Source organism: Shewanella sp. JNE2, from assembly GCF_023159115.1.
GTDB classification, from domain to species: domain Bacteria; phylum Pseudomonadota; class Gammaproteobacteria; order Enterobacterales; family Shewanellaceae; genus Shewanella; species Shewanella putrefaciens.
The window spans coordinates 1,596,779-1,609,952 of the sequence record NZ_CP096169.1 but is presented as its reverse complement, the minus strand read 5'-3'; the positions used below and the strand labels follow the sequence as shown (position 1 = coordinate 1,609,952).

Here is a 13,174-nt window from a genome sequence, read left to right as displayed (position 1 = left end):
TATGAACTTTACCAAACTATTTGGAACCTTAGCTAAGGTAAAGTAGTATAAATAAATTATAAAAAATTTTTAAGATTGAATTCAAAAATAGAAAAACCTCTCAGTGGAAAACTATCTTTTATTTTTAATACTTTGAGCAAGCGAATGCTTAAATCTGAAATTATTAATGGCATGTAATGCTCTCCTCCTTATTAACTCAATCAACTCTGAAGCATAAATTTTTAATCTATCTATCTCACTTTTCCATTTAGAAACTTCCACCTTACATTCAGCGATTTCTGACTCAAGCTTGATCTTCTCCTGATCTGACATTTTAATTTCTTGCCTCACCTGCCGAGACCTAACGTCTAATTTATCAGATAAAGCAGTCAACTGATTAACCTTTTCCTTTACAAAACGTTCTTTGCTAAGATGATTAGCATTAGTAATGCTTTTCGATTCCCCACGAACAAAACCAAGATTTCTGAAACTGTAGGATACCAAGTCTTGCATTTTTTCGAAATTCGGATTTAGCTGCAACGTTCTACCGGAATCATTTTTACCTCTTACCATTAAATGTCGTAGCGGTGACACTTTATTCTTAAAATCGTAATTGAAAAATGTTAAATGGGCATGAATATTTCGAATGAACTTACCCGATAAATCATAATGCCCCTCATCTAAATGAAGATCTATTGATAGAGGTTCAAATCCAAATTCCATTTTTATCGACTTGGCATAGCATTTAAGACTATTTATAACAAGCTTTTTTGCTTGTTCATTACCAATCTTCTCTTCAATAAACGAATATTGATTTTCAGACAGCACAACAACATGTTCGAATAGTGAATTAAAGTCAGAGCGGATCTTTTTCCCAGTGACCGTCTTATAGCGCGCGCAAGCACGCTCAAATGCAGAGATACCATCTGTACAGCCATAGGCATACAGACCCATATTATTATGACTGTATTCTGGCTGCACATTAGGTGAGCGAGTAGCTCCTTGCCGCAGTGCGTGGACATGGTCCAGCAACGCAACAGCGTTGCTGGACTTCATGTACTGAGTTCTAACGGAAGCAAATCGGCGATGCTGCATATATCATTCGCCTTTGTCTAAAGGCTGAAAACGATTGCAGCTACGTGCGATAGCCATAGTCATATTCGCAATGACGTCGCACTGCCTGAATTTGTCATTTTGATATACGCCATTCACACAAATTTCACACGTAAACAATTTACGATTTTTCGTTAGTGAATCGAGCAATTCACGTTCAGACAATTTCGCAACAGAAAATTCAAAACTTGCATCTATCATGCAATCCAGAATCAAGCTCTTCAATTCGTTCTCAATACTTAGTAATGGAACTAAATTAACCAGAGTTTGATTTCGAGATTCGAGCCTTCTCCCCTCAAAGTCTATGAAATCAGCTTCATTTGTTATCTGCATTTCAGTCAAATACACATAAATTTCTTTCAGTGGATCTGTATTATCTAGTTCAGGTATTCGCCGTTCTATCGACAACACTAGATTGTCATATGACCTAATTTTTTCAAGGCGAACTCTTTCACGCAACAAGCTAATTGAAATATTAGAAATCATTATAAAACTCCTTGTATTATACCTATACCTATATTATCACAATATTTTTTTAAGTTAGTTTTGACGACGTTTTTTTGCGTCAGCAAACCCACCGCGAAGCGACCTATGAACATAGGTTTTAGTGGGTTAAAACCTATTTAAAGATATAAGATATAACCAGCGGTGTAACAGGAGATTTTTTAAAGAGAGATGAATGATAAGGATGCTATTGCCAAAACAGACTCACACATACAAGTTTGTTACACCCAACAAAACGTAAAGAAAAACTTACAAACACCATATGCAATTTCAATATATTTTTTAAATTGAGTGTATCTTAATAATTAAAAACCTATTTTATAAAAATAGTAAAAAACGGTATTTTGAAATGAAAGAGTAAATTCTATCCATTTAAAATTGATGAAATTAGTGCGAAACAGCCTATTTTTAGAGTCAAGTTTTAAATAGGTTGTCTCGCGAAAACTTTACATTAAAGAGAAAGAGATAACTTGCTCAAAATAGGTCGACCACTGTGAAACTTGAAATCATTGTCATCGCTAGAAATAAGCTCTGCCTCAATAGTACCAAAATAATTGACACGTTTTGATATATCATACCCGGCAATATACTCAGCCAATGAAAGGTAATCTTGATAATGGCGAGCCTCGGAACGCAACAAAGAGACATAGAAGTCACCTAACCGCCTATCTACATGAGGAGCCAATTTAGCGAATCGCTCGCAAGAACGAGCTTCGATATAGGCACCGCAAATCAGTTTATCAATCAGAGTATCAGGCTCATGGTTAGTAACGTGAGACAACAAGCCTTTAGCATATCGGCTAGAACTAATATTACGATATTCAATGTTGTAGTCTTTCATGATTTCTAGCACTTGATAGAAATGATGCAACTCTTCTTTGATAAGTAATACCATTTTATCAATTAAGTCTTGCCCATATCTCGTGCCAGATTGGGGTATCATTGACCTAGTTAAGCGATTGTGAGTTGCTAAGTTCTTCCAATCACCTAATTTACGATAAGCAAAATCTTCAAAGGGCTTTAACCAGGTTAATAATGCATCACCACTATTTTGGTCTACCGCATACCTACGAATTAAAAACATGGCTGATTGTGCAGCCTTTAATTCACATATCAAGTGATCTAATAATAGAATTGGTAGATTATCAGCCTTTTTTGCTTCATTAACCCATTCAATTGGAGTCTCACATTTAATAAATTGATTGATTGGTTTCAGTAAATCATTGTAATTTTCAAAGTTCATTGGACAACCCATCTAATTCATATTTAAAAGAAGTTCCGCTCTCTTTCTCAATATTTAGCGAATGAATCATTGCAGCTAAGTCAATCGGTCCCATTTCCTTATTAGACCTAGGATTGAGTAACTTATCTATAGTCCAATCTTTAGAACGAACTTCGCCATTGAATATCTCTGTATTATAAAAATCTCTTTTACCTCTGAAAGTATAAATATAGCTTAGATTAGTTCTATCATATGAAATATAATGTAGCGAGGCCATTTCTTCATAACTATCAGAATTATTAAAAGTAAGAACCCTGTCTTTCAATAAAATTTTACAACCAGTTTTATTAAGTTCCAAATTATATTGACTTGGGCTACTTACTGAAAGATCGTATATTTCATTTGAAATGCTTTTTAACGATTTCTGTGCTGAAACCTTCCCCCGTATACCTCTAATTTTAATTTCTAAGAAATCTATATTTTCTTGCAAGTCATCCATTACTGATAATGTAGCATTCGCACTTTTTCCCGCATTAACACGGGCTTTGTATTGCAAGCTTGCATCAGCCAAAGCAACACGAAGTTTCGTAATTTCCTGCTGAGTTTTTACCTGTTCTAATTCTAGGCTATTTAAACGTTTATAGTCAGTCATCATTGCAAGTATCACAGGCTCTACATAGTATATAAAAAAATGATAAGCAACGACATAGGGAAACGTAGTTGATGATGGACAGAATTCGCCTCCGGAACGTTGTTTTTTAGAACATCTAAGCAAAGGCATGGAACCATTGGTTTGTTGAATGCTCATACCGCTGCCACAATGGCCGCATCGCACCATTCCATGTAAAGGCCATTTTCGGTCCTCACGAACACTAGTAAACAGTTTACCTGCATGAATTCGTTGGGCATTATAGAATGTCTCATCATCTACAACAGCCTCATAAAGCTTTTCACCATAAACTCTGCCGATACATTTTTCATTTTTTAGAATGCGAATGATCTTTGTTGGATTCACATTTGATAGAGGTTTAATATCACCATATCGTTCTCGTAATTCGCGCTCAATTAAAATCTGGCCTCTGCCTGAGGCGTGCAGTTTAAATATATCTCTGACCACGGATACAAATTCATTCAATGTGCCATCACTATTCAACCAAAAAGGCATTCTCATTTTTGGAGGAACTTTGTGTTCCTTAGCAAGTTTTTCGCGGCGCTGCCATGATCCTTGCACTTTTTTAGATCTCCACAGTGACTCTTCGTGAGCCTTTTCTATTTCGATTATCAGAGCAATTCTAGATTTGGTATCATTTACAGATTCTGGTGGATAATATCCGTTACCTCTAGCAGTTACTATGGAAATACCGTGTCTCCAGATTTTTTTGATAAGATCTTCAGATTGATCTATGTCCATTCGACTCAAGCGTGAAAAGTGCTCAACCAAAATTATTGATCCCCGTTCCACGAGACCAGCTTCAATTGCTCTAACCAAACGACCTAAAGAACCAGTTTCAAGGTGCTTACCTGTGAATGCAGAGACACCGGAATCAATTAGTGGCCGCTCATCTAACTCTACAACGACACAGTGTGGGTGGCGACTAAGCCAGTCGCGTTGCGCCTCCCCCTGTCGATAGAGCGAGCTATTCCCCTCCTGCCTAGCAGAGCTAAAGCGTTGGTATAAATAGACATTCCTTGAGACATTAGAGTTATCCATAAAGAGCTCCTGCCAACCACATCACTTAATATATCATAATGTGCACATATTATCATTTTACTCACAATTACAATGATCTATCAGTAACTCATCAAGGGATGTTGGTAATTTGGCATTATCAATCCAAGTTTGGGGCGTTTCACAGCGGAGAAATGCATGAATAGGGGCAAGAAGTTGCTGCATGGCTTGACTCTCTATCATTTTGAAATATTTTGCCATTTTACGCATATTTACCCATAAGCTGTAGCATTAGCCTTCGGTAAACTTGACGATCTGAACTTTTTGTCCAATAAATAATCTACACTATAGAGAACTGAGATCGGGATCACATGAGATTTGTTTCTCAGTGTAACATCAATCTGAAATCAACAAGACAAACAAGATGTCGACTTAGATTGTAGAGCTGTTATCAGCTCGTCTGACGTTTGGCGAGCCATCCATCAATGCTGAACAAGGATAATTATAATGATACTAAATCATTTAATGGGGCTATACACTCATCCAAAACAAGAGTGGCAGGCAATCGAGAAAAACCATGAATCACTTAAAAGCAGCTTAAGTCATGTATTGCTGATCGCGCTCATTCCGGCAATTTGTAGCTACATTGCCACCGCACATATTGGTTGGAATCCAGGTGCTGGTGAGCCTATATATTTAACCTCTCAAAGTGCAATATTTATGTCTGCAGGTATGTATTTTGGCCTAATTGCAGGTGTATTTGCCCTCGCTTATTTAGCCTATTGGATGGCAAAAACCTTCGATGCAAAACCAAGTTATACCCAAGCACTCGAACTTGCTTCTTATACTGCTACACCACTCTTTATGGTGGGGCTCGCGGCTCTTTACCCCGTTCTATGGTTCATCATGATTGTAGGACTGATAGGCTTAGCTTACTCAATTTACCTTCTCTATACTGGCGTGCCCATCATTATGAATATCCCAGAAGAAAAAGGCTTTATCTATGCAAGTTCGATGGTGACGGCAGGCTTAGTACTTTTGGTGGGACTAATGGCGACCAGCGTTATTTTATGGAGTTTAGGTTTTGGACCTATGTATCAATAAGCTATTTATCTCGATTAAAAATTGACAATAAAAAAGAAGGCTCACGTGGCCTTCTTTTTATTTAACTCATGTTATACCCCAATTTACGGGGACTTAATCCTACTCAAAAGAGTCACGCAGCGCGACTGTTAAGTTGAAGACTAAATGATTAGCTGTAGAATCTTTATTATCAGCACAGAAATAACCTTCACGCTCAAACTGATACGCCTTCTCGGCTGGAGCATTGATTAGACTTGCTTCAACAAAACCATTTACTACGACCAAAGAGTCTGGGTTTAGGACTTCATCTACGGTCTCAGCAGCCGCCGGATTAGGATCGGTAAATAAACGTTGATACAAACGGAATTCAGCAGGTTTAGCAGTTGTTGCTTCAACCCAGTGGATCACACCTTTGACTTTGCGGCCATCGGCAGGGTTTTTACCTAAGGTTTCAGGATCATAAGTACAATAAACTGTTGTGATATTGCCTTCACTATCTTTATCACAACGCTCGGCCTTAATCACATAGGCGTTACGTAAACGCACTTCTTTACCCGCTACAAGACGTTTATATTGCTTATTGGCTTCTTCTTTAAAGTCAGCGATATCAATGAATATTTCACGGCCAAAAGCCAGTTCTCGCGTTCCCATACTTTCATCATTAGGGTGCGATGCAGCCTGAATCGTTTCGAGTTGACCTTCTGGATAATTTTCAATGATGACTTTTAATGGACGCAGGACCGCCATGGCGCGTGGTGCATGCTCATTAAGTTCTTCACGGATGCACGCATCGAGCATGCTGACTTCGATCATATTTTCTTGCTTAGTGACGCCAATACGTTGGCAAAACTCACGAATTGATGCAGGTGTATAACCACGACGGCGCAGACCTGCAATCGTTGGCATACGCGGATCATCCCAACCCGACACCAGTTTACGGGTCACTAAATCGTTTAACTTACGCTTAGACATCAAGGTATATTCAAGATTTAAACGCGAGAACTCATACTGACGAGTACGATTCGGCGCTTGAAAATCATCTAAATTATCGAGTACCCAATCGTATAAACGACGGTTATCTTGGAACTCTAAAGTACATAACGAATGAGTAATATGTTCCAACGCATCAGAAATACAATGGGTGAAGTCATACATTGGATAAATGCACCACTTATCACCCGTTTGATGATGGTGGGCAAAACGAATACGATAAATAACCGGATCGCGCATGCACATAAATGGCGACGCCATATCTATTTTGGCACGCAATGCACACTCACCTTCTTTGAATTCACCTAAACGCATTTTTTCAAATAAACGCAGATTTTCTTCAACGGGTGTATCACGGTATGGACTATTTTTACCGGGTTCTTTTAGTGTTCCACGGTATTCGCGAGTTTCATCAGCATTCAAAAAACACACGTAGGCCAAACCTTTATTAATCAGTTCAACCGCATATTGATGTAATTGATCAAAATAATTTGATGAATAACGAACATCGCCATCCCACTGGAATCCAAGCCAACGAACATCTGCCTGGATAGAATTCACATAATCAATGTCTTCTTTTTCAGGATTGGTATCGTCAAAACGTAAATTACATAGACCATTATAGTCACGTGCTATGCCAAAGTTTAAACAGATAGACTTAGCATGACCTATATGCAAATAACCATTCGGCTCAGGCGGAAAACGGGTCTGCACACTTGTATGCTTACCGCTTTGCAAATCCTCATCGATGATATTACGAATAAAGTTACTCGGACGTACTTCAGTGTCCACATGACTCATGGAATTCCTCTTTGCGAACAATGGCTATTTTAAGAAAAGCAGCATGATCCTACAGATCACTACTTGTTACAATGCCTAGTGCTAAAAACTCTGATTTTTAGACAGCCTGGGGGTTATTGCCACGATAGTAAAACAATAAAAGCAGCCATGAAAGCTGCTTTTATCTTTGTGTCTACTAAGCTGACATTTCTTACTCAGTAATGATACGGATCCCAGGGATAATTTGCTGCGTACGACGTCCCTTACGCTTTAACCACAAGTAAAAACCAGCTAAAGCAAGCAAGAAGAACCCAATCCACAAACTCGATTGCATTGGATGCTCATTAAAGGTGGCCGCTTGATACACAATCGTCGCAGAACCATAAGCCAGTGAGAAAGTCCAAGTTGCCGCAAATGTTGCCCAGCGAGAACCAAACTCGTTCACCAACGCCCCCATTGCAGCCACACAGGGAGTATAAAGCAAGATAAACAGTAAGTAGGAGAATGCCGCTATCTTAGTGGTAAATCCCGACTGCAATGCACTAAAGGTTGAGTTTGCTACGCCTTGAGACTCGGCCGCAACTTCCGTATTTGATACATCGCCCACAGATAATTTAAGCGGATCTTCTAAATCTAAACCGAATAAGTTAGCAGGTATTGTGGCTAAAGCTTCATTAAAGCTATCCATTAACGGAGCTAATTCTGCATCCTCTGGCACTGCACTGGTATACAGACTATTTAATGTGCCCACAACAGCTTCTTTAGCAAAAATCCCCGTAATGATCCCCACCGTCGCAGGCCAGTTATCTGGCTCAAGTCCCATCGGTGCGAACACGGGTGTCACTTTCTGGCTTGCTACACTCAGTAAGGAAGCTTGGCTATTTTCATGCCCAAAACTACCATCAATACCAATTGCATTGATAAAGTTCAGCAGTGTTACCACTAAAACAATGGTCTTGCCCGCCCCTAAGATAAAGCTCTTCGTTCGCTTACCTGTGCGCACCATCACGGCTTTAAGCTTAGGTAATTCGTAACTGGGTAATTCCATGACAACAGCACTGCTGGTACCGGGTAATAAAGTACTTCTGAGCAATAATCCCGTACCAATCGCCGCAAAGATCCCAATGATATAGAGTAAAAAGACTAAATTTTGCCCTGAATCTTGGAAAAAAGCGGCAGCAAACAACGCATATACAGGTAGACGTGCACCGCAGGACATAAAAGGTGCCATCATACCAGTGACAATACGTTCACGCTCACTTCCTAAGGTGCGTGTTGCCATAATGGCAGGCACTGAACAGCCAAACCCGACTATCATAGGCACGAAAGCTTTGCCGGGTAACCCGATACGACGCATTAAACCGTCAACCACAAATGCCGCACGCGCCATATAGCCAGAACTTTCAAGGATAGACAAACCAAGGAACAGGGCTGCAATGACAGGTATAAAAGTGGATACCGTTTGAATACCTTGACCAACGCCACCCGCTAAGATGGTGACTAACCAGTCTGGTGATCCCATACTCGTTAAGAAAGCACCAAAATGATCGACAAATAAAGCGCCTGCAAACACATCAAAGAAATCGATAAAGGCACTGCCGATGTTAATGCTGAACATAAACATCAAGTACATCACAAACAAAAATACAGGAATGCCAAACACAGGATGCAATACGAGTTTATCGAGTTTATCGCTTAATGTAAGGAAACCATCTGCCTTCACAGAACCTTGGAACACACGCTCAACAAAATTAAAACGTGTGGTCGCCACCATGACTTCAATATCATGTCCTTGTTGTGCAATCAGTTGAGTGCAAACATTAACCTCACTCTGCAACTCCGCATTTTTGCAACTACCACACCCAGAACCATTACCAAGCATCGCCAGTGCCCGACCACGGCTAAGATTAGGATCTTTACGACAAAGTAACTGTACACCCGCTTCAATTTGCTCATCATAATCGAGCATAAGTGGCGCCTCAGAAACTCGCCCTTGTAGCAAATCAAGCACCTGAGCCTGCACTTTTTCAACATCGGCAGGATCGCGCGAGCACACGCCAATGACAGGACAGCCCAACTCTTGGCTCATTTTCTGTAAATCAACTTTAATGCCGCGTTTAATGGCCGCATCAATTTTATTCAGTACCACCACCATAGGAATAGCAAGCTCACGCAACTGAGCGGTAAGATATAGATGGCGTTCAATATTAGTGGCATCGACTAAGTTAATAATCCCATCGATACGTTGCTCGGCCAGATATTGCTGGGCAATCTGTTCATCAAGGGAGCAATCACAACTGTTACCCGCGGGAAGTAAATCGTAAATACCTGGTAAATCAGTTAAATAAACATCAGCACCATTTAGGGTGAAATGACCGGTCTTTTTCTCAACGGTCACACCAGACCAATTACCCACTTGTTGATTCGCACCCGTGAGTGCGTTAAAGAGTGTCGATTTACCCGCATTAGGGTTACCAACTGTGACGCAATGAAACTGCTTAGTCATTCGCCTTTTCCACCTCAATGATGTCTGCCAAATCTCTACGCATGCAAAGTTTACTGCCACGAATATCCAGTTCTAAACCTGACCCCATGGGCGCTCGTCTGATCAAGGAAAATCGCGTATTTGGCGTGATACCCATAGATAATAATTTGCGCTTTACTGTTTGTGGCAAATCCAAGCGCCCGATTTCAGAAATAATGCCACGGTCACCGGGACTAAGTTCGCTTAACTTCATTACGTATTCCACCTTGCAACAGGTTCAAGCTTGAAAAAACTGCGCCTATTGTAGCTGAGCGATATTGCTAATAACTTTACCTAGATCAACCTTTTTGACTGGTAACGATAATAGTTTTCAATTGTGTTGGGTATTATGTGATAAAAATCCCAATGAATAAACGACCAACTGAAAATAAAAATACCTCTCAAGCAATCATGGACGCCTGTAAACGCCCAAAAGGTTAATGAAACGTAAAGTAAACCTATTCTAAATTCGATTTTACTGACACAAGCAATTACCACTATCACGATAAAAATCATCTATCTTTACAATCAAAAAGTATAAATTTTGTTACGCAATCATCATAAAAATACTCTAACCTTAAGCAGTGCTAAATTAGCAATATAAAAATAAAAAGTAACAAAAGAATGCGTGAGTAAACAGCAGCAGATTGGATATTTGATACAAAAATCATCAAATTGGATGTCAGCATGATACCGACAGAGCCTTAGCGATCCATAACGTAAAAACAGCACTAAACCCTAACAGATGAAGTAAAAAATCGATGCATAGCTGAACTCAAGCGCTCTCGAATCGGCCCTTATGTTGCAGGTCTTAATGGCCTATCACAATGGATAAAAAGGAACTCATTTTATGCAAGCATCTAGTACTTTATCTACCCCTAAAGAAATAGTCAGATCTCAATCACATTACCCACCTAAAGTGACTGATAAATACCAGTGACTTACGTTAGCCTTACAAGTGGAAAATAATTCCACACATTTTATGCACCTAATGAGATTAATTCTTATTTACTGTGCATTTGATGATGATTACAACTATTGCAGGGAAATATCATGATGAAACGGTTCAATTTCAATACCGCAACCAAAGCGATGTTGGGTGCCGGTTTACTTTCACTCCTACTCGCAGGTTGCGGTGGCAGTGATGGTAACGATGGTGCTGACGGGCAACCAGGCGTCGTTGGTGTTAATATCGACTCAACCTCGACGTTAAAAGCAAAATTCACAGATGCAACGGTTAATGCTGGTAAAGTCACAGTAAACTTTACCTTAGAAAACGCTAATGGCGTTGCAGTGTTAGGCCTAACGAAAGATCACGATTTACGATTTGGTATTGCACAATTAACTCCAGTTAAAGAAAAAGTGGGTGAAACTGAAGCTGACCGCGGTTTACAGTGGCAAGCCTATATCAATGCCAAGAAAGAACCTGGGACCGTTCCATCCGGTGTTGATAACCTTAATCCATCTGCCCAGTTCCAAGCTAACGTTGAGTCAGCAAGTAAATGTGACACTTGTTTAGTTGATAACGGTAATGGTACCTACAGCTACACTTATCAAGCCAATATCGCCAATGTGACTAGCCCTGTGGCTGTAACTTACAATGCCGATTACACCCAACGCGCTACCCTCGAATTGGAACTCCCTCAAGTTGTCGCTAACGCACACTTAGATTGGCAGCCATCAACAGGTAAAACCGAAGGTATTGCCAGTCGTAATGTCGTGTCTATCGACACCTGTTACACCTGTCACCAACCTGATAGCTTACAATTACACGGTGGTCGCCGTTTAGACATCGAAAACTGCGCCTCTTGCCACACGGCTACCTCTGGTGATCCTGAATCAGGTAATAGCATTGACTTCACCTATATGATCCACTCTATTCATAAAGGTGCCGACAGAAAAACGGTCAACGCTGAAGGTGTAGAAGTCGCAGCGCCTTACAAAATCGTTGGCTACGGTGGTAAAGTCATCGATTACGGTAAAGTACAATATCCACAGAAACCTGCTGCTGATTGTGCAGCATGTCACGTAGAAGGTGCAAATGCTCCTGCTAATGCCGATTTATTCAAAGCTGACTTAAGCAACACTGCCTGTATTGCATGCCATCAAACACCATCGAAAAGCCATCTGAACGTGGGTAAAGATTGTGTATCTTGTCACAATGCAACGAAACCCTATGGCGGAACCGATAGTGCAGCTAAACGTCATGGCGATGTGATGAAAGCTTTCATTGATGCAAAAGCATTAGTGGTTAAATTCAGCAATGTCGGCGTAAACGATGCTGGCAAGATGACCTTTGATGTCCAAGTCGTTGACAAAGATGGTAATGCTGTTGATAAAGCCTATGTAAACCAAGATTCACGAGTCGTTGTGGCATGGGATTCTAATAAAGATTATCCAAATGACTCTGATGCTTCATATAGTGCTCGCCGTATCCAATTAAAAACGGGCACCTACAATGATTCAACTAAAGTTTACTCTATGGTCGGAACTGGCTTCACTTTACCGACAGATAAAGATGGTAAAACATTTGAACTCTGGTCAGCTCTTGAAGCATGTTTCAACAATGGCGGCTATGGCGTAGCAGAAGTCGCACTGACTGACTGTTCAAAAGCTGGAGTACGTAAAGTCGTCATTAAAGAAGCTCCATATCATTTCGTATGGAAAGGCACTGGTGTAGATGAAGGTGCTAAACCTGGTGTTCGTCGCGACATTATCGACGCAGGTAAATGTCAAGGTTGTCATAATCAACAAATCTATCACTATGATAACGGCGTTAACTGCCAATCTTGCCATACATCAGATAAAGGCTTAAAGACCGATAGTAAATATCCTGGTGGCAAAATCCCAACTAGCTTTGCGTGGAAAGCGCACGAGCGTGAAGGTCACTACCTGAAGTACGCTGGCGTTCAATCAGGCACTGTACTGAAGAGTGATTGTGCAACCTGTCACGTTGAAAAAAGTGGTACTGTAACTGGCATCACTTTAGGCAGAGCACCAGAACGTGCATGGCGCTTTGGTGATATTAACAATAACGGTGCTGAAATTTGGGTATCTTCCGATGCGGGTACTTGCTTAAGCTGTCACCAGAAATATCTGTCTGACGCAGCTAAATCGCACATTGAAACTAATGGCGGCATCTTAAATGGAACCAGTGCGGCGGATGTTAAAAATAGAGCATCTGAAAGCTGTGCAACTTGCCATACTCCATCTAAATTGATGGAGGCACACGGTAACTAAGCCAGCTTAATTCTCTCAATAGAGAGCCAAAACGAAAAGAGAGAGGTGTCCCCTCTCTCTTTTTATTTCT

Annotated in this window: 9 protein-coding genes and 1 pseudogene; 2 read left to right on the top strand and 8 right to left on the bottom strand. The window is 40.4% G+C overall.

The features are described 5' to 3' along the window. Positions 1 to 111 precede the first annotated feature (111 nt). From MZ182_RS07155 to miaE (MZ182_RS07135), 5 genes and pseudogenes are all read right to left on the bottom strand, one after another. Positions 112 to 1,074: a hypothetical protein gene (locus MZ182_RS07155; protein ID WP_248066422.1), complete on the bottom strand. Its 963-nt coding sequence runs from the start codon at positions 1,072 to 1,074 to the stop codon at positions 112 to 114. Between the two features lie 3 nt (positions 1,075 to 1,077). Beyond that, positions 1,078 to 1,578 carry a hypothetical protein gene (locus MZ182_RS07150; RefSeq protein ID WP_248066420.1) on the bottom strand — a complete coding sequence of 167 codons (501 nt, stop codon included), beginning with the start codon at positions 1,576 to 1,578 and terminating at the stop codon, positions 1,078 to 1,080. A 469-nt stretch (positions 1,579 to 2,047) separates the two neighbouring features. Further along, positions 2,048 to 2,839, bottom strand: a complete 792-nt coding sequence (gene miaE / locus MZ182_RS07145; protein ID WP_248066415.1) for a tRNA isopentenyl-2-thiomethyl-A-37 hydroxylase MiaE — start codon at positions 2,837 to 2,839, stop codon at positions 2,048 to 2,050. Next, positions 2,829 to 4,529, bottom strand: coding sequence for a recombinase family protein (locus MZ182_RS07140; RefSeq protein WP_248066412.1), 1,701 nt, complete (start codon positions 4,527 to 4,529; stop codon positions 2,829 to 2,831). The genes miaE (MZ182_RS07145) and MZ182_RS07140 overlap by 11 nt, the downstream gene beginning before the upstream one ends. A gap of 60 nt (positions 4,530 to 4,589) precedes the next feature. Next, a pseudogene (miaE, locus tag MZ182_RS07135) lies at positions 4,590 to 4,712 on the bottom strand (tRNA isopentenyl-2-thiomethyl-A-37 hydroxylase MiaE); the annotation flags it as partial. A 282-nt stretch (positions 4,713 to 4,994) separates the two neighbouring features. Between miaE (MZ182_RS07135) and MZ182_RS07130 the strand changes: the two are divergent. After that, on the top strand, positions 4,995 to 5,591 hold the full coding sequence (locus MZ182_RS07130; RefSeq protein WP_011789898.1) for a Yip1 family protein: 597 nt from the start codon (positions 4,995 to 4,997) through the stop codon (positions 5,589 to 5,591). A 99-nt stretch (positions 5,592 to 5,690) separates the two neighbouring features. On the opposite strand, the gene glnS is transcribed toward MZ182_RS07130, so the two are convergent. The 3 genes from glnS to MZ182_RS07115 form a co-directional block, all read right to left on the bottom strand. Then, entirely contained in the window at positions 5,691 to 7,361 is a 1,671-nt protein-coding gene (glnS, locus tag MZ182_RS07125; RefSeq protein ID WP_248066409.1) for a glutamine--tRNA ligase, read from the bottom strand. Positions 7,362 to 7,551: 190 nt separating this feature from the next. Continuing rightward, a complete protein-coding gene (gene feoB / locus MZ182_RS07120; RefSeq protein ID WP_248066406.1) occupies positions 7,552 to 9,846 on the bottom strand; it encodes a Fe(2+) transporter permease subunit FeoB in 2,295 nt (764 codons plus the stop codon). Beyond that, positions 9,839 to 10,078 carry a FeoA family protein gene (locus MZ182_RS07115; protein WP_011623257.1) on the bottom strand — a complete coding sequence of 80 codons (240 nt, stop codon included), beginning with the start codon at positions 10,076 to 10,078 and terminating at the stop codon, positions 9,839 to 9,841. The genes feoB and MZ182_RS07115 overlap by 8 nt, the downstream gene beginning before the upstream one ends. An 839-nt stretch (positions 10,079 to 10,917) precedes the next feature. Here MZ182_RS07115 and MZ182_RS07110 point away from each other — a divergent pair. Beyond that, positions 10,918 to 13,104, top strand: a complete 2,187-nt coding sequence (locus tag MZ182_RS07110) for an OmcA/MtrC family decaheme c-type cytochrome (RefSeq protein WP_248066403.1) — start codon at positions 10,918 to 10,920, stop codon at positions 13,102 to 13,104. Positions 13,105 to 13,174: the final 70 nt, after the last annotated feature.